At 46.9% G+C, this 17859-nt stretch carries 21 protein-coding genes; 11 read left to right on the forward strand and 10 right to left on the reverse strand.

What is annotated here, in order from left to right; all coding sequences use genetic code 11:
• Positions 1-35 precede the first annotated feature (35 nt).
• From ftsB to OGV38_RS16425, 6 genes are read left to right on the forward strand one after another with little or no spacing between them, the layout of a single operon-like run.
• On the forward strand, positions 36-347 hold the full coding sequence (gene ftsB / locus OGV38_RS16400; protein ID WP_003034163.1) for a cell division protein FtsB: 312 nt from the start codon (positions 36-38) through the stop codon (positions 345-347).
• Positions 348-365: 18 nt separating this feature from the next.
• Positions 366-1076: a 2-C-methyl-D-erythritol 4-phosphate cytidylyltransferase gene (ispD, locus tag OGV38_RS16405; protein ID WP_016154210.1), complete on the forward strand. Its 711-nt coding sequence runs from the start codon at positions 366-368 to the stop codon at positions 1074-1076.
• Positions 1076-1555 (forward strand): 2-C-methyl-D-erythritol 2,4-cyclodiphosphate synthase, encoded by a 480-nt coding sequence (gene ispF / locus OGV38_RS16410; RefSeq protein ID WP_016154209.1) that lies wholly within the window; start codon positions 1076-1078, stop codon positions 1553-1555. Before ispD ends, ispF begins: the two co-directional genes overlap by 1 nt.
• A complete protein-coding gene (truD, locus tag OGV38_RS16415) occupies positions 1552-2601 on the forward strand; it encodes a tRNA pseudouridine(13) synthase TruD (protein ID WP_016154208.1) in 1050 nt (349 codons plus the stop codon). The genes ispF and truD overlap by 4 nt, the downstream gene beginning before the upstream one ends.
• Positions 2582-3343 (forward strand): 5'/3'-nucleotidase SurE, encoded by a 762-nt coding sequence (gene surE / locus OGV38_RS16420; RefSeq protein ID WP_019077556.1) that lies wholly within the window; start codon positions 2582-2584, stop codon positions 3341-3343. Before truD ends, surE begins: the two co-directional genes overlap by 20 nt.
• Positions 3337-3963, forward strand: a complete 627-nt coding sequence (locus OGV38_RS16425) for a protein-L-isoaspartate(D-aspartate) O-methyltransferase (protein WP_003034172.1) — start codon at positions 3337-3339, stop codon at positions 3961-3963. The genes surE and OGV38_RS16425 overlap by 7 nt, the downstream gene beginning before the upstream one ends.
• Before the next feature lie 32 nt (positions 3964-3995).
• On the opposite strand, the gene OGV38_RS16430 is transcribed toward OGV38_RS16425, so the two are convergent.
• Positions 3996-4223 (reverse strand): hypothetical protein, encoded by a 228-nt coding sequence (locus OGV38_RS16430; RefSeq protein WP_223870215.1) that lies wholly within the window; start codon positions 4221-4223, stop codon positions 3996-3998.
• On the opposite strand from OGV38_RS16430, the gene nlpD reads away from it, so the two are divergent.
• The gene (gene nlpD, locus OGV38_RS16435) at positions 4126-5208 is read left to right on the forward strand and encodes a murein hydrolase activator NlpD (protein WP_230330220.1); all 1083 of its coding nucleotides are present in this window, start codon (positions 4126-4128) and stop codon (positions 5206-5208) included. The two genes, OGV38_RS16430 and nlpD, sit on opposite strands and share 98 nt — an antisense overlap.
• Before the next feature lie 62 nt (positions 5209-5270).
• Entirely contained in the window at positions 5271-6263 is a 993-nt protein-coding gene (rpoS, locus tag OGV38_RS16440; protein WP_000081498.1) for an RNA polymerase sigma factor RpoS, read from the forward strand.
• Positions 6264-6342: 79 nt separating this feature from the next.
• Here the strand turns inward: rpoS and mutS are convergent, their stop codons facing one another.
• Positions 6343-8910 carry a DNA mismatch repair protein MutS gene (gene mutS / locus OGV38_RS16445; RefSeq protein ID WP_286474158.1) on the reverse strand — a complete coding sequence of 856 codons (2568 nt, stop codon included), beginning with the start codon at positions 8908-8910 and terminating at the stop codon, positions 6343-6345.
• A gap of 159 nt (positions 8911-9069) precedes the next feature.
• Between mutS and OGV38_RS16450 the strand changes: the two genes are divergently transcribed.
• Both OGV38_RS16450 and OGV38_RS16455 read left to right on the forward strand, forming a co-directional pair.
• Positions 9070-10524: a tyrosine-type recombinase/integrase gene (locus OGV38_RS16450; protein ID WP_001530776.1), complete on the forward strand. Its 1455-nt coding sequence runs from the start codon at positions 9070-9072 to the stop codon at positions 10522-10524.
• A gap of 11 nt (positions 10525-10535) precedes the next feature.
• Entirely contained in the window at positions 10536-11111 is a 576-nt protein-coding gene (locus OGV38_RS16455; RefSeq protein ID WP_004114867.1) for a hypothetical protein, read from the forward strand.
• 89 nt (positions 11112-11200) lie between these two features.
• Here OGV38_RS16455 and OGV38_RS16460 read toward each other — a convergent pair whose 3' ends face one another.
• The gene (locus OGV38_RS16460) at positions 11201-11767 is read right to left on the reverse strand and encodes a helix-turn-helix domain-containing protein (RefSeq protein WP_016239675.1); all 567 of its coding nucleotides are present in this window, start codon (positions 11765-11767) and stop codon (positions 11201-11203) included.
• A gap of 982 nt (positions 11768-12749) precedes the next feature.
• Between OGV38_RS16460 and OGV38_RS16465 the strand changes: the two genes are divergently transcribed.
• Positions 12750-13175 carry a hypothetical protein gene (locus OGV38_RS16465; protein ID WP_004114857.1) on the forward strand — a complete coding sequence of 142 codons (426 nt, stop codon included), beginning with the start codon at positions 12750-12752 and terminating at the stop codon, positions 13173-13175.
• 145 nt (positions 13176-13320) lie between these two features.
• Here the strand turns inward: OGV38_RS16465 and OGV38_RS16470 are convergent, their stop codons facing one another.
• The 7 genes from OGV38_RS16470 to OGV38_RS24980 form a co-directional block, all read right to left on the reverse strand.
• Entirely contained in the window at positions 13321-13641 is a 321-nt protein-coding gene (locus tag OGV38_RS16470) for a hypothetical protein (RefSeq protein ID WP_000860569.1), read from the reverse strand.
• 26 nt (positions 13642-13667) lie between these two features.
• Positions 13668-14054 carry an SEN1984 family lipoprotein gene (locus tag OGV38_RS16475; RefSeq protein ID WP_000713577.1) on the reverse strand — a complete coding sequence of 129 codons (387 nt, stop codon included), beginning with the start codon at positions 14052-14054 and terminating at the stop codon, positions 13668-13670.
• Between the two features lie 48 nt (positions 14055-14102).
• Positions 14103-14375, reverse strand: coding sequence for a hypothetical protein (locus OGV38_RS16480; protein WP_004114852.1), 273 nt, complete (start codon positions 14373-14375; stop codon positions 14103-14105).
• A 189-nt stretch (positions 14376-14564) separates the two neighbouring features.
• Positions 14565-15794, reverse strand: coding sequence for a relaxase/mobilization nuclease domain-containing protein (locus tag OGV38_RS16485; protein ID WP_286474054.1), 1230 nt, complete (start codon positions 15792-15794; stop codon positions 14565-14567).
• Positions 15791-16195, reverse strand: a complete 405-nt coding sequence (locus OGV38_RS16490; RefSeq protein WP_001594377.1) for a hypothetical protein — start codon at positions 16193-16195, stop codon at positions 15791-15793. The genes OGV38_RS16485 and OGV38_RS16490 overlap by 4 nt, the downstream gene beginning before the upstream one ends.
• A gap of 177 nt (positions 16196-16372) precedes the next feature.
• Positions 16373-17317 (reverse strand): ankyrin repeat domain-containing protein, encoded by a 945-nt coding sequence (locus OGV38_RS16495; RefSeq protein ID WP_001062023.1) that lies wholly within the window; start codon positions 17315-17317, stop codon positions 16373-16375.
• Between the two features lie 15 nt (positions 17318-17332).
• Entirely contained in the window at positions 17333-17773 is a 441-nt protein-coding gene (locus OGV38_RS24980; protein WP_004114837.1) for a hypothetical protein, read from the reverse strand.
• Between the last annotated feature and the right edge of the window lie 86 nt (positions 17774-17859).

Raw genomic sequence — 17859 nt, forward strand, 5'->3', positions numbered from 1 at the left:
TTATGGGATGTTAATGCCGTTTTTCAGGGGGCAGGATGGGTAAACTAACGCTGCTGTTGCTGGCTTTATTGGTCTGGCTGCAGTATTCGCTGTGGTTCGGTAAGAACGGCATACATGACTATAGTCGCGTCAACGATGATGTTGCTGCGCAGCAAGCTACGAACGCGAAACTTAAAGCACGTAACGATCAGCTCTTTGCCGAAATTGACGATCTCAATGGCGGACAAGAGGCTATTGAGGAGCGCGCGCGCAACGAACTCAGCATGACTAAGCCGGGCGAAACCTTTTATCGTCTGGTGCCTGACGCGTCTAAACGCGCTCAGACTGCAGGGCAAAACAATCGATAAACCGTCCAGGGATTTAACATGGCAGCCACTTTATTGGACGTTTGCGCCGTGGTGCCGGCTGCCGGGTTTGGCCGCCGAATGCAAACAGAGTGTCCTAAGCAGTACCTCTCTATTGGCAATAAAACCATTCTTGAACACTCGGTTGATGCGCTGCTGGCTCATCCCCGGGTGACGCGAGTCGTTATCGCTATCAGCCCAGGCGACAGCCGCTTTGCCCAACTTCCACTCGCCGCGCATCCGCAAATTACCGTAGTGGATGGCGGCAACGAGCGTGCCGATTCTGTCCTTGCCGGTTTGCAAGCCGCAGGTGAGGCAAGTTGGGTACTTGTGCATGACGCCGCGCGTCCGTGTCTGCACCAGGATGATTTAGCCCGTTTGCTGGCAATCAGTGAGACCAGCCGCACCGGCGGGATCCTGGCGGCACCAGTACGCGACACGATGAAGCGCGCGGAGCCGGGCCGAACAGACATTGCCCATACGGTCGATCGCACCGATTTATGGCACGCGTTGACGCCGCAGTTTTTCCCTCGCGAGCTGTTGCACGACTGCCTGACCCGTGCGCTCCACGAAGGCGCAACCATTACGGATGAGGCCTCGGCGCTGGAATATTGCGGCTTACATCCTCAGCTCGTTGAAGGACGGGCTGATAATATTAAAGTAACGCGTCCAGAGGATTTGGCGTTGGCCGAATTTTATCTGACCCGGACTACCCACCAGGAGAAGACATAATGCGAATTGGACACGGTTTCGACGTACACGCTTTTGGCGGAGAAGGCCCAATTATCATTGGTGGTGTGCGCATCCCGTATGAAAAAGGATTGCTGGCGCATTCTGATGGCGATGTGGCGTTACACGCGCTAACTGATGCTCTGCTGGGCGCGGCTGCGCTGGGGGATATCGGTAAACTCTTCCCTGACACCGACCCGACCTTTAAAGGTGCCGATAGTCGTGAATTATTGCGAGAAGCCTGGCGGCGTATTCAGGCCAAAGGCTATACGCTTGGTAATGTGGATGTGACAATTATTGCTCAGGCGCCAAAGATGCTGCCGCACATTCCGCAAATGCGCGTGTTTATTGCCGAAGATCTCGGCTGCCATATGGATGATGTTAACGTGAAAGCGACCACCACGGAAAAACTCGGTTTTACCGGGCGTGGGGAAGGGATTGCCTGTGAAGCGGTGGCGTTACTCATTAAGGCACCGAAATGACTGTGTTTGACGATCTGACGTATCTCCATGGCAAACCACTGGGCCATGGCGTCCTGAAAGCGAATCCGGAAGACTTTGTTGTCGTCGAAGATTTAGGCTTCGAACCGGATGGCGAAGGCGAGCATGTTTTGGTGCGCATCCTGAAAAACGGTTGTAACACCCGTTTTGTGGCTGACGCGCTGGCGAAATTCCTGAAAATTCACGCCCGTGAAGTGAGCTTTGCCGGGCAGAAAGATAAGCATGCGGTCACGGAACAGTGGCTGTGCGCGCGTGTACCGGGCAATGCAATGCCTGATCTAAGCAAATTTGAGCTCGAAGGCTGTAAAGTTCTGGAGTACGCGCGCCACAAGCGTAAGCTGCGTTTAGGGGCGCTGAAAGGCAACGAATTTACGCTGGTGTTGCGTGAAGTGAGCGAGCGGAATGACGTTGAAGCGCGTTTGCAGGCGATTAGCGAACGCGGCGTACCGAACTATTTTGGCGCTCAGCGTTTTGGTATTGGCGGTAGCAACCTGCAAGGGGCGCTGCGCTGGGCGCAAAGCGATGCGCCGGTGCGCGATCGCAATAAACGCAGTTTTTGGTTGTCGGCGGCCCGTAGCGCGTTGTTTAATCAGATAGTCAGTGAACGCTTGAAAAAAACAGACTTTAATCAAGTTGTTGACGGCGATGCGCTACAATTATCCGGACGCGGAAGCTGGTTTGTCGCCACACAGGAAGAACACACTGAATTACAGCGTCGCGTCGATGAGAAAGAATTGATGATCACAGCGGCATTACCGGGCAGCGGTGAGTGGGGAACTCAGCGCGACGCACTGGCGTTTGAAAAAGCCGCTGTTGCTGATGAAACTGCGCTGCAGTCTCTGTTATTGCGCGAGAAAGTCGACGCGTCGCGTCGCGCTATGTTGCTGTATCCACAACAATTAAGCTGGAACTGGTGGGATGACGTAACCGTCGAGTTACGCTTCTGGCTACCGGCAGGTAGCTTCGCCACCAGTGTTGTAAGGGAACTTATTAACACAATGGGTGATTATGCGTATATTGCTGAGTAACGATGATGGGGTCCACGCACCCGGTATACAAACGCTGGCGAAAGCGCTGCGTGAGTTTGCTGACGTACAGGTGGTTGCCCCGGATCGTAACCGCAGTGGCGCGTCTAACTCGCTGACGCTGGAATCTTCACTTCGCACCTTTACCTATGATAACGGCGATATTTCCGTACAAATGGGTACGCCCACCGACTGCGTCTATCTGGGCGTGAACGCATTAATGCGTCCGCGTCCGGACATTGTCGTTTCTGGTATTAATGCGGGTCCTAATCTGGGTGATGATGTTATCTATTCCGGTACCGTTGCGGCGGCAATGGAAGGTCGTCATCTGGGGTTCCCGGCGCTGGCTGTTTCACTCGATGGCCATAAACACTACGATACTGCTGCCGCAGTAACCTGTCGTATCTTACGGGCGCTGAGTCGTGAACCGCTGCGCACCGGTCGCATTTTGAATATCAACGTGCCGGATTTACCACTGGATCAGATTAAAGGTATTCGCGTCACGCGCTGCGGCAGTCGCCATCCGGCGGATCAGGTTATTCCACAGCAGGACCCACGCGGTAATACGCTGTACTGGATCGGGCCACCGGGTGAAAAGTGCGACGCCGGGCCGGATACGGATTTTGCCGCCGTCGATGAAGGCTATGTTTCTATCACGCCGCTGCATGTCGATTTAACCGCATACGGCGCGCATGAGGTGGTTTCTGACTGGTTAGACAGCGTGGGAGTCGACACGCAATGGTAAGCAGACGCGTACACACTCTTCTTGAACAATTACGTGCGCAGGGCATCAGAGATGAGCTTGTCCTCGATGCGCTCGCCGCCGTGCCGCGTGAAAAATTCATTGATGAGGCGTTTGAACATAAGGCCTGGGACAATATTGCCCTGCCGATTGGTCAGGGGCAGACGATTTCGCAGCCTTATATGGTTGCGCGAATGACCGAACTGCTTGAGCTAACGCCGCAGTCTCGGGTGCTGGAAATTGGTACTGGCTCTGGCTACCAGACGGCGATTCTGGCGCACCTGGTGCATCATGTGTGCTCCGTTGAGCGCATTAAAGGTTTGCAATGGCAGGCGCGTCGCCGCCTGAAGCAGCTTGATTTACATAATGTTTCGACCCGTCATGGTGATGGATGGCAAGGCTGGCAGGCGCGAGCTCCGTTTGACGCTATCATTGTAACGGCAGCGCCGCCCGAGATCCCGACCGCATTGATGATGCAACTGGATGAGGGCGGCATTCTCGTCTTACCCGTGGGCGATGAGCACCAGTTTCTGAAGCGGGTGCGTCGTCGGGGAGGCGAATTTATTATCGATACCGTGGAGGCCGTACGTTTCGTTCCCTTAGTGAAAGGGGAGCTTGCGTAGATAGCGCTGCTGAATACCTGGAGTTTTCCTGGTTATTCTCGAAAGAGTAAGCGTATTGTGACGGGGCCTTGCACGGTGATTACGTCACTGGTTTTAACCAATTTTCCTGGGGGATAAATGAGCGCGGGAAGCCACAAATTTACCGTTCGCCGCATTGCGGCATTGTCACTGGTTTCACTATGGCTGGCAGGTTGTTCAAACACCTCGAATCCACCAGCGCCGGTCAGCTCGGTTAACGGTAGTGCATCAACGAACACCAGTTCTGGCATGCTGATTACGCCTCCACCCAAAATGGGCTCGACGTCGACAGTACAGCAGACGCCACAGATCCAGTCGGTGCAGCAACCAACCACACAGCCAACGCAAATCCAGCCTGTTGCTCAACAGCCTGTGCAGATGGAAAACGGTCGTATTGTATACAATCGTAAGTATGGGAATATTCCGAAAGGTAGCTACACGGGCGGCAGTACCTATACTGTTAAGAAAGGCGATACCCTTTTCTATATTGCCTGGATAACCGGGAACGATTTCCGTGACCTCGCACAACGCAATAACGTTCCGGCCCCGTATGGCCTGAATGTCGGTCAAACTCTGCAAGTGGGCAACGCGTCTGGTGCACCGATTACCGGTGGCAATGCCATCACCCAGGCGGATGCAGCACAGCAAGGAGTTGTGACCAACCCTGCACAAAATTCCACCGTTGCTGTTGCTTCGAAACCAACAATTACGTATTCTGAGGATTCAGGTGAACAAAGTGCTAACAAAATGTTGCCGAACAACAAGCCTGCTGGGACTGTGGTCACAGCGCCTGTAACGGCTCCAGCAGTTAGCACAACCGAATCAACTGCAAGCTCAACGTCGACTAGCTCGCCAATCTCTACCTGGCGCTGGCCGACTGACGGCAAAGTGATCGAAAACTTTGCGGCTACCGAAGGTGGCAATAAAGGGATTGACATTGCAGGCAGCAAAGGACAGGCTATTGTCGCGACCGCAGATGGACGCGTCGTCTATGCCGGTAATGCGCTGCGTGGTTACGGTAATCTTATTATCATCAAACATAACGATGATTACCTGAGCGCCTACGCCCATAACGATACAATGCTGGTCCGGGAACAACAAGAAATCAAGGCGGGGCAGAAAATAGCTACCATGGGTAGCACCGGAACCAGTTCAACACGCTTGCATTTTGAAATTCGTTACAAGGGGAAATCCGTAAACCCGCTGCGCTATTTACCGCAGCGATAATTAGGCGGAACCAGGCTTTCACGTGCTAGTTCCGTTAGGGATCACGGGTAGGAGCCACCTTTATGAGTCAGAATACGCTGAAAGTTCATGATTTAAATGAAGATGCGGAATTTGATGAGAACGGAGTAGAGGCTTTTGATGAAAAAGCCTTGAGTGAAGAGGAACCCAGTGATAACGACCTGGCTGAAGAAGAGCTGTTATCGCAGGGGGCCACACAGCGTGTGTTGGACGCGACTCAGCTTTACCTTGGTGAGATTGGTTATTCACCACTGTTAACAGCCGAAGAAGAAGTTTATTTTGCGCGTCGCGCACTGCGTGGAGATGTCGCATCTCGCCGTCGCATGATTGAAAGTAACCTGCGTCTGGTGGTGAAAATTGCTCGTCGTTATGGCAATCGTGGTCTGGCATTGCTGGACCTGATTGAAGAGGGCAATTTAGGGCTTATCCGTGCCGTCGAGAAGTTTGACCCGGAACGTGGGTTCCGCTTCTCAACATACGCAACCTGGTGGATCCGCCAGACGATCGAACGGGCGATTATGAACCAAACCCGTACGATCCGACTGCCGATTCACATTGTAAAAGAGCTGAACGTCTATCTGCGTACCGCGCGTGAGTTGTCGCATAAACTGGACCACGAACCGAGTGCAGAAGAGATTGCTGAACAACTGGATAAACCGGTTGATGACGTCAGCCGTATGCTCCGACTCAACGAGCGTATTACCTCGGTAGACACCCCGCTGGGTGGCGATTCCGAAAAAGCGTTGCTGGATATTCTGGCCGATGAAAAGGAAAACGGTCCGGAAGACACCACGCAAGACGATGATATGAAACAGAGCATCGTCAAATGGCTGTTCGAACTGAACGCCAAGCAGCGTGAAGTGCTGGCACGTCGTTTTGGTCTGCTGGGGTACGAAGCTGCGACACTGGAAGATGTGGGCCGTGAAATTGGTCTCACTCGTGAACGTGTTCGCCAGATTCAGGTTGAAGGTCTGCGTCGTCTGCGTGAAATTCTGCAGACTCAGGGACTGAATATCGAAGCGCTTTTCCGCGAGTAAGCACAAGTTCTATCAAGAAAGGCCAGTCTCATTGGGACTGGCCTTTTTCTTTAGGGCTACCGCTATCGGGCTCTTTTTGCTACACCAGACTTTTCAACCGGTAGATCCACTCCAGCGCCTGGCGAGGCGTTAGTGAATCCGGGTCGAGATTTTCCAGCGCATCAACGGCGGGTGACGTTTCTTCCGGTACTGACAGCAGCGACATCTGCGTGCCGTCGACCTGGGTTGCGGCAACATTTGGCGCGATGCTTTCCAGTTCGCGCAGTTTTTGCCGCGCGCGTTTGATCACCTCTTTCGGTACGCCAGCCAGGGCAGCGACTGCCAGACCATAGCTCTTGCTCGCCGCGCCATCCTGCACGCTGTGCATGAAGGCGATGGTATCGCCGTGCTCTAACGCATCCAGATGCACATTAGCGACACCCTCCATTTTCTCCGGTAACTGCGTCAGTTCGAAGTAGTGGGTCGCAAATAAAGTTAATGCTTTGATTTTATTCGCCAGATTTTCTGCGCATGCCCATGCCAGCGACAGGCCGTCGTAGGTGGAGGTGCCGCGTCCAATCTCATCCATCAGCACCAGACTGTTCTCGGTGGCGTTATGCAGAATGTTGGCGGTTTCGGTCATTTCTACCATGAAGGTGGAACGACCTGATGCCAGATCATCCGCCGCGCCCACGCGGGTAAAGATACGATCGATAGGCCCGATCTCGACTTTCTGTGCCGGAACGTAGCTGCCGATATAGGCCAGTAGCGCAATCAACGCAGTCTGGCGCATATAGGTACTTTTACCCCCCATGTTTGGGCCGGTGATGATCAGCATTCGTCGCTGAGGCGAGAGGTTAAGCGGGTTGGCGATAAACGGCTCGGTCAGCACCTGTTCAACCACCGGATGACGTCCCTCGGTAATACGAATGCCGGGTTTATCGGTGAAGATCGGACAGGTGTAATTCAGGGTATAAGCACGCTCCGCGAGGTTGACCAGCACGTCCAACTCCGCCAGCGCGCTGGCGCTCTGTTGCAAATCAGCCAGGTGTGGCAGCAGCATGTCGAACAGTTCGTCATACAGCTGTTTTTCCAGCGCCAGCGCTTTGCCTTTTGAGGTCAGAACTTTGTCTTCGTACTCTTTCAGTTCCGGAATAATGTAGCGTTCGGCGTTTTTCAATGTCTGGCGGCGTACGTAGTTAATTGGCGCCAGATGACTTTGCCCACGGCTGATCTGAACGTAGTAGCCGTGCACGGCGTTAAATCCTACTTTCAGCGTGTCCAGACCGGTGCGTTCGCGTTCGCGGATTTCCAGTCTGTCGAGGTAGTCCGTGGCGCCATCAGCCAGCGCTCGCCACTCATCAAGCTCTTCATTGTAGCCTGGGGCAATGACGCCGCCGTCACGTACGAGCACCGGCGGAGCTTCCACGACGGCACGTTCCAACAGTTCACGCAGCTCAGTAAACTCACCCATTTTCTCGCGCAGCATCTGCACGGGGGCACTGTCTACGTTTTCCAGCTGTGCGCGCAGTTCGGGTAATTGCTGGAAGGCATGACGCATACGGGCCAGATCGCGCGGGCGCGCAGTACGCAGGGCCAGACGCGCCAGAATACGTTCCAGATCGCCTACCTGACGCAGCACGGGTTGTAATTCGCTGGTGGTATCCTGCAGCGCGCCGATGGTCTGTTGGCGCTCGATGAGGATTTTGGTGTCGCGGACCGGCATATGCAGCCAGCGCTTGAGCATACGGCTACCCATCGGTGTCACGGTGCAGTCGAGTACTGAAGCCAGCGTGTTTTCCACCCCGCCCGCCAGGTTCTGGGTGATTTCCAGATTGCGGCGTGTGGCGGCGTCCATGATGATGCTGTCCTGCTGACGCTCCATGGTGATGGAACGAATATGCGGCAGCGAGGTGCGTTGGGTATCTTTTACGTATTGCAGCAGACAGCCGGCAGCGCATAATCCGCGTGGGGCGTTTTCCACGCCAAAGCCAATCAGATCCCGCGTGCCGAACTGCAGATTTAACTGCTGACGGGCGGTATCAATTTCAAATTCCCACAGCGGACGACGACGCAGGCCGCGACGTCCCTCTATCAGCGAGGTTTCGGCAAAATCCTCGGCATACAGCAATTCAGCGGGGTTGGTGCGCTGCAATTCCGCGGCCATGGTTTCGCGATCAGCGGGTTCACTGACACGAAAACGCCCGGAGCTGATATCCAGCGTAGCGTAGCCGTACCCTTTACTGTCTTGCCAGATGGCGGCCAGCAGGTTGTCCTGGCGTTCCTGCAACAACGCTTCATCACTGATGGTGCCTGGTGTGACAATACGTACCACTTTGCGCTCAACCGGGCCTTTGCTGGTCGCCGGATCGCCAATCTGTTCACAAATAGCAACGGACTCACCCTGATTGACCAGCTTGGCGAGGTAGTTTTCTACCGCATGATGAGGAATGCCTGCCATCGGGATTGGCTCGCCCGCAGATGCGCCGCGTTTGGTCAGGGAGATATCAAGCAACTGAGACGCGCGTTTCGCATCGTCATAAAACAGTTCGTAAAAGTCGCCCATGCGGTAAAACAGCAGTATTTCCGGGTGCTGAGCCTTCAGCTTGAGATACTGCTGCATCATGGGGGTATGGCTAGAGAAGTCCTTATCAATGTCTTCATTCATATTGATTTTACTCATTTTTTAATTCTTTCAAGTGCTCATATGGCCCCAGGTAAAACCCCTTTAAACCCACATAAACCCATAAATTTGTAGCTCACTTGTAGCCCAAAGCGTGATAGATTGGTTGTACTCCTTCTTTGGGTTACAAATGGTGGTGATACTTTGAAAACAACTCTCAATCAGGCTTTTATTATCAACAAGTTAAGTATTAATGTTAAGCCTGAGCTCAGTAGCTCTGGAAAAGTCGTTTTCGAAGCCAACCCTGACCAAAAACCTTACATAGTTTTTGACGATCATCGAGATTCACCCGTTGGCTTCGGTGTGAAGGTCAGTTTGACGAAAAAAACCTATGTAATCCAGCGAAGAGTAGCCTCTTCAGATCGTAATGTCAGTGAGGGTAAGAAGCCAAGCTCTGTCTTGAAAGTAAAGGTTGGGAATGTGTCCGATTTTCCGAGTATCGATCAAGCCCGTGAGGCAGCTCGGCAGTTGGTTCAGACAATGATTGCAACAAAGAGAAATCCCAACAAGATTAAAAGGGAACTCGATCTGGCTGAATTGACCGTGAGTGAAGCTTTTGCCCAATACAGGAGTCACTTACTTGGCAGAACCAAACCAGCTAAACCAAACACTCTCAATGTGTTAGACAAAGCTGAGAATCGGTTGAAAGAATGGCAAAACCTTCGAATCAAGGATCTTACTGGTAATGAAATCCTTCGAAAGTTTGACGAGATTGCTTCAAGAGCCAGAACAGCAGCAGAACAGACTTTTAGGTGGGCCAATGTTGCTGTAAAACACGCAATCGAGATTGAAGCTGGGAATGCTCAGACCCAGCAACGACAACCTTCGTTGTCCTATAATCCTTTTTCAATTTTAAAGGTACAGAAGAAGTTCAGAACACGATCTGAGCTGGAAGATAGCTATCGTGCCAAGGGTGTACGAAATCCATTGTCCCCCAAAGATACTTTGGGACGGTTTCTAGCTGCATTACACAATAAGAGAGGTTTTAATCGTTTGGGTTGTGATTATCTGTTGCTGACCATTTTGACAGGAGCCAGGAAAGAAGAGACAGCAACACTGTGCTGGCGAGAGGCCCTGACAGAAGAGGAAGTCAGAACGACAAGCTATGTCGATCTCGAAAACCGGGTTATTCGCTTTTACGACACGAAAAATCGTAACGACCATGAGCTTCCAATCTGTGATGCTACAAAGCGAATTCTGGAAGACCGACGAGATATCGTCAACGATACCGAAATACGGGCAGATAAACGCAAATGGGTTTTTCCGGCTCGTTCATCACGAAGCAAGGTTGGACATTATTCTGACAGTAAAAGCTTGCGCGAGTATATCTGTCAGGAAGCTGGAATAATGAAGCTGGGAATGCACGATCTGCGAAGAACTTTTGGCCGTGTTGCAGAAGAACTAACTTCGTATGCAGTGGTGAAAAGATTGCTTAACCACCGTAATACCACGGACCCTACTGAAAGATATGCTGAGCCTGATAACGAGCGAGTTTTTGAGGCACTTCAACGGATTGAGCTTCATATGCTGATGACAGTACCTGAGTTGTATAATACACTTTTGGCTTCGGCGAAATATCAACCATTGCCAACAAATTAGGGGGACAGGGAATGAGTGCAATCGATACTTTAAGGGAATATGCTGAAGTATGGCGGCTATTTGGTAGTATGCCAGATGATGCAACCCTGAGTGCTGAAGTTTCGGCCCTTTACCTTGGTGTAAGTGTCAAAACATTGGCTCGTTATCGCCAGACTGGTAATGGCCCTGCTTATATCCAATACCAGGCTGAAGATAGCAAAGCAAGAAATCAACGCGTAAATTATCTGTTGGGTGATTTAAAAACCTGGCGGGATAATCATAAAGTGAACAGCACAATGGAAGCAGCACAGGTCCGTGGGTTGGCTTTTGCTTCTTTGGCTGATTTTACCAAGCCAGAGCCTTTCTGGACTATTGATAATAAAATTTATTCTCATGCCCTTACTGTATCTGACGAAGTATTCAAGGAGCTATTAAATACCTCTCGCGCAGAAGTTATTTGGATCTCTCTTGAGAAAGTGTTGTTTGAGAACTGGCATGCTTCGAGAGAGCGCCAGAAATGGAATGACGTTTTTGTTAGTGTACTAAGTGGGATGGTTAAATCATGTGAAATTGAACAAGAACGTCATATACTTAATGATATTTTATGATTAATTTCATTCCCAATATAAAATTAAATTTATATTGGGAAATAGTCATTTGCGGAAGTATAAATTGTTCAACAGCATTATTTATTATTTTAATCAAATGGAATGCCGTCTGTAGGATATCTTCTTTTGGGATTTTTAACCGGCTTTGTTTTACTCCCTGCACGATAAAAGTTAAACGAATTGGCAAAGTCTTCTGTCTCCAGTCTGGACTTTCTAAATTTATCCATCAGATCTTCATTGAAACGACGAGGGATTCCTTTAACACACAAGTTTGAATTAAGGTATACTTGGTTATCTATGGCGTCACGAATAAGTATTTTTCTCTCAAATAACTCTTTGAATGCGCGTGAGACATTTGATTTATTCAGCCCAAGATCTTTGGCTATACGTGACTGTGAAAAATCAGGGATAATATTTCCATAATCAATTACTGAGAAGAGATAAAGCACAATTCTAAACGCTGTGGGCGTCAAATCCATCCTGGCGAGTGTGGCCATATTGCCTTTGAATATCATTGAGAAATCGTCTCTGAATGACGTTTTTTTATAGCTATTTGCTTTAATCTTTATTTCTTCCAGATCTTCGGGCATAACCTCTAATGCTTCTGCAATAATGGACTTTTGTTCTTTAGTTAATACAACGCTTGTGATTGACATGATGGCTCCTTTTTTATTGTTGTGATTACATATATGGCACATTTAATTTATTTGTCAACTTTGTTGGTAGTATTATTTAATTGTATTTACTTTGAGATTTTACGGTTTTTATTTAGTGGGAGATGGTTGGTTATCAAATTTAAAACAAGGGGTGCTAAATTTCACCATCACCTGTTATGTAATTAATGATTTTTGGTTCTGAAATTAATAACGGCAGGGTTTGTTTAATTATTTGATTTTATTGGTTAATTTTCAATTGTGTTCTGCAAGATAAAAGAGTGATAAAGAAATAAGAAACCACAGTTTTGCATTAGAACGATACTCAAGGCCTTGGTGTACCTGATGAAAACACTTTTATTATTGTTTTTCTTACATAATATCATTTCTTAAGTGAAGCCTGCGCAACTGTGTGTTGCGCCATTGGGCTTCAGAACATTACTACAGTATTTTCTGTAAGTATAAATACGCTTCGCGCACGAGTTCATAGACCTGAGGTTAACTGTCATTACAAATACGCTTCGCGCAAAAAATCAGGAGGCTGAGTTGATCGGGAAAGCGAACACAGATACATGATTTGCCCATTTGCTGAGTACGGCTCACGCCGGGACCCTTCGGAAAAACCCTTTCTGCTTCAGCGAGTGAGTGCTGTGGGCACTCAGCGGCGCTGCCAGGGAAACAAAATTATGGTTTTCACCGGTTTGGTAAAAATAATTAACATTTATCGGTAGTCGGGGCGTAAGCCAGTGCGTAGCACGCTCTCAAAAATATTCCTGTGGTTTTTTTATCTGAAATATGGAAATGACTCAGATAATTGAAATATGAAATAGTAATGCAATCTGGAGGACTCAATATCTCCACAGTGAAAGCTGTTTTAAGTGAGAATAGAATAAATATTGTTTTATAAAAATATTTTTAAATTACTATTGATTTTATTTTTGAAGATGATAGTACTTAATTATAAAAACAAAAAATGGAGAAAATTATGAGTGCTATTGATGTTTTATCTCAGGAGGAAAAGTTTATACATGTTGTTGATAAATTTATAACCCATCATCACAACAGCGTTAATAACAATGTCTTTTACAAAAAACTTTATGTTCTCTTCGCCGGGTATCATCTGAAGTATTTTTATTCACGGGCGCAGTATCGCAATTCATGTTATCACGTTGATAACATTATGCAGATGTTTACAGGAGTCGTTTCAACCCTGAACACAACTCTGCTCAGGAAGCTTGCAAACAGCAATACATTGCTGCATTGCCTGAATTCACTTGTGAATTATATTTCAGGCAATCTGGACGAAGCAGAGCATATTTATGCTGATTTGCTGGCTCAGTATGAAAAGAAACGCATTGCAGGCTCTCTGGCTTATACTCCGCCAGGCTCAGTGATCAGGAAAAGACTTTGATAGCGGCAGCAGCGTGTACAAGGAATGGGATGCTGAATGGTGGAGAGAAATGGAGCTGGCGTTTCCGGCAGGTCAAAATCGAGTATTAAAAAGGCAGGAGCCACCCAGTTGGCGTCCCGCCTGTCGTGATGGCTTTAAGGTGGGTTTACTTATCAACGACCTGCCAGCCATCATCCGTTTTGACAAGGGTTACAGCAGCAGTACGCTTTTCGTTATCGACAATAGCCGTCACATTGCATTTATAACTTTTATCAGAGACTTCTACGCAGTCATGCTTTTTGACTGATTTTAATTCGCGCAGTGCGTCTTTTGGGACATCCTTGCCTGCTATAGATTTCACGAAAGCATTCGCCTGCGCAACGACCTTATTCATGGCAGTGTAAATATCCTGTTCGGAAGGTTCGCTGTTACAGCCACTCAGCAACGATGCAGCGGTAACGAGTGTGATAACGGCATAAGTTTTCATAAATAATTCCCTGGCTGTAACGTGAGTTATTGAATCAGACCTGTATTCATTCTGCTTGTATTTTCAGAGAACGACCATTTGCTGACCGTTTCTCCTTTAAATTCGATTTCCAGCGTTTTGGCCTGCGTCTGTGAGCCCCCCGTCAGCAGCCCGACAACGGGAATAAATGTGGTGGCATCAAACTGATTGTTATCCATCGAATAAGTCCATTCTTCATTTCCACTATCAAGTGTAGTCTTGGTTTCGGGCTCGCCTAATGCGGTAATTATTTCTGATTTCGTTGTTTTATTTTTGATGATTTTTGACTGCAGACTTTGTGATGTTTCGTTTTTGAGATGCTGATTGCCTGATGTCGAACAGCCAGAAATAAGTAAAGCGGAAATAAAAAACGCAGAAGTAATGAATTTTTTCATAGGTCCCTCATGTTAATTTTTTATGTTTGCTGTGGTGTGAAATTAATATCACCGTATAAAGATAACTCTGTCTGCATAGGTCTTTTTAATTATGCAGATAAGAATAATAACGCTGGCAAAAAACGTAATGACTGAGACAGGAGTACTGCCGGTCAATGAAAATACTAACCAGGCGAGAGCTAATGCCACGAATTGAAAAAGGAATGCCACACTGAGCGGACTTTCACCATAGGCCACTTTTGCATGGCAGCCTTTGCAAATCCGCACGCCGTGCGGGCTTTGTGTAAAGCAGAAGGGGCAGCTAATCGTTTTATTATCCATCATGACTCCATGGCCTGATTTAAGGTGATGTATTTTTGAACATTTTCGATGAATGACCCGCTTTAGTAAAATTGCTTGTACCGATCGATGATTGCTTTGTGATAGGTTTTAACTATCGTAATCAAATTATCGATCTATATAAACGATCAATAATTTATTGACTATCATTGCATTATAAACTAAGGATTCTTATGGTGTGAGGTGCTGGTTATTACTAACTGATTGTTCCTGAAGGGAATGACCGGCTGTGAAAGGAATGGGTTCTAATAGGTGCAGATGAAGAATCTTGCGGAAATGATGTATTGTGGCATGCAGCAGTGACAGTCCCTTGCGCCTTAGAAGTACAACAATTTGGCTGAGTAGTAAAAGCCACGCCTTCAGGCGACGCTGGCGGGGTATCTGACGGGTTGTATTGTGCAGCTTGCTCCTGAGCTGAATGATACCCACTATCTCCTGTTGTCTTTCCAGACGAATTTTTTCTTCAAGCTGATGGATTTTCTCCAGAATCGTTTCCCGGTTTGCAGCCTGTTCTTCAGACTCGCATGATGGCATTGGCATTGGCATTGGCATTGGCACTGTTAATGGCACAGGTGCAGGTACTGTTGGCTTTTGTGCTTGTTTCAGTAAAGTCAGATGTTCCGGTACGAAATCAATCAATGTTTGCAGGGAAGACCAGCCATATTTTTTACCCAATTGAGAGGCTTTAAAGGCAATACCTTGGTACTGAAATGAAAAGCCGTTCATTTTTCCCGTTGAGGCGATATTGGGTTTGCAGCTGACGTCTACCTTTTCCAGCATAGCGATAAAAGTCAGCAAATCAGGGCGGCCGGTTAACGCATTATCAATCAGGCTCTGCAGAGTGGACCTGGGGCAGGGAGTTGTCGTTCTTTCAGCCATCATCAGCTCGTTGCGGGAAGGCTTTCTTTTCTCCTGACTATGACTACTGATTGCAGATGTGGTTTGAGTGAGTTTGTGGACTTTCTCCAGCTCGCTGATAATCCGGGTACTGATAAGATTTTCATTTTTCCCAAGGTACAGCTTCCCACCGACCATGTTAATTCTGTTAGCTATTATATGGATATGCTGCCCGTCCGAATCATCGTGCATGATATAGCAGCGAAGATGGGTTTCAGTGAATCCCATCCGGGTCATATAATCGTCAGCGAATGCCGCCCATTGTCTGACTGACAGTGTTTCTCCCTTTGGCAGGCGAAGCGAATTATGCCAGACAGGTTTGGCGACACCGGGGCGCAGTAGTCTTGTGCCTTCAAATTCACTGATAAGTTCAGCAGCAGTGCTTCCCGTCATGTTGCCACCGATAATATAAGGCGTGATTTTGTGGTGAGATCCTGACTTAAGGCTATAGAGAACCACACCTGCAAACTGTTTACCCCGCTTTATTTTCTGCATGCCTTTCACTGGTCTTGCTCCAGAAAGGTTGATGGAATAAGGTGATCCCTGAGAGTTTTGATTTGTCTGCGCAGGGCGAAGAGTTCTGTACGGGTCAGTTCGCTGTCAGGGCTTTTGCTGTCGAGATGATTCAGCAGGCGGTTTAAATCCTGTGAAAGGTTGCCGAGTTTAATCCATGCTTCACGATTGATTTCAGGTAATACCGGTGGGAGTTTGTTGAGGGATGCCATTCTTAGCCATTCCCCTTTTTTATAAGGGCCTCTTTTACTATCGAGAATAGATAATTCTTCTTCGTTTAACCGAACGCTGACGCAGTGAGTTCGAACTTCATTAGGTGAATATTTTGCTGTATGGAATTTACCTCTTCTTGAGCTTCTTGATAGATCTTCTTTACTTTCATTTTTATGCATATCTAACCTTTTTTTATATGTGTTCATGATCTACAGTTAGCGCATTGGTAAAATAAGTCAAGGCAGTGTCGAAATTTATAAATAAGAGAGGTGGAGCAGATTGCTAATTAGGTAATCTGCTCTGGGTAAAAATAGAGTTCATATTAAATTCATTATGACAGTGAGGAGGGGTGGAGATTACAATCTACGTTTTACTGGCATTAAAGAGATTGTTTGTTTCATAATTTCGCTAAGTTTCTTTCTCTCATGTTCTGCTATATATTTACAAATCTCATCATGTCGAATATGCTGTTCCAGTTGTTTTTTATCTATTTTGATGTCATTGCGGATAAACCATTTAATGGTTTCAATGTCCCCGCGTAAATCATAACCTCGCAGTACAATATGGCGAAAATGTGTGTTGCTGATATCTGTCTTCTTCTTTAGTTCACTGAAGAAAGAGCTCATTTCATTTTCATTGGCACTTAGATAAACCTGGCAGTTATCAGAGATAGTAAAGTTAAGGTTTTTCTTCTGAAGCAAATCCATTATCTGCAGACTTTCGCTGTTGAGGTAGTTGAAAATTACTGGACTGCTATCCTTCATACTAATATGACGAATGAGCATTTTGGCTTTGAAATCGCCTAATGAATAGCAAATTTCAAAAATACCGTGACCCTGGTTATCTCTGTGGTTTATATCGCAACCGGCCTGTACCATCAAATCAAAGATAGAGTGATTTTTTACGTAAAAAAGTATTGTTCTTCCGCATTTATCCACATTGTTGACATTAATTCCAGCATTGATCAGGGTTTTGCAACAGGATATATTATCAGCTAACGAGCATAAACAGGTTTGGCCGAGACCATTTTTGTGGTGTATATCTACGCCGGAATCAATCAATTTTTTCAGTATGTGAGGATTTCGCTGGTTAAACAAAACATTGTGACCATAGTTGTCAGCATGGTTAAAATCTATTCCTGCTTTAACCAGAGTGTCAATCATTCTTGGGTTTTTACAGTAAAACAGTATATTTCTTCCAAACGAATCCAGTGTATTAATATCGGAGCCTGCATTAATGCAAGCCTGAATGTCTTTTGGAGTTTTACAAGAGAGTAATGCATTTATTGCGTTGTTATTCATAATTTTTCTCCTCTGTTAAGCGACTAATCTGATATAGTTGTCATGGTTGGTTTTATATTCCTTTATTTTTTTAATGTCTTCGTAAATTCGAGCGAGTGAAAACCATGAGATCTCTTTCAACATGTTTTTGTTGCTTACATACAAAATGTTACCACCGCGAAATGAAAAAGCATTATGGAATGTACTTTCATTCGTCGTTTTGAGAAATCGAATGAAATTTTTTATTGTCTCTTTTTTGTTCATGTTATAAGAGGTGAATGTATAGATAGAGAATACGGTTAAAATATTTCTCTTCGAGACCATATGTCTTGAGAAATAATCGAAATAAAATCTTTGCTCATGAGTGTCACTTTTGCAGAAAAAAGAAAATTGTGGATTATATAATCTATAAAGATCTGCGTTCTTTTTTGTTTTGGCGAGATAGTTAGTCAGGCTTGGATAGTTTGTTTTATTCATTTTAGTTCTCCTTTATTTAATTAACAAAGGAAATATATATTATTAAATAAACAAAATGCAAATATATTTTTATATTTATTTAATTA

Source organism: Citrobacter sp. Cb080, assembly GCF_030334745.1.
Lineage (GTDB): Bacteria > Pseudomonadota > Gammaproteobacteria > Enterobacterales > Enterobacteriaceae > Citrobacter > Citrobacter braakii.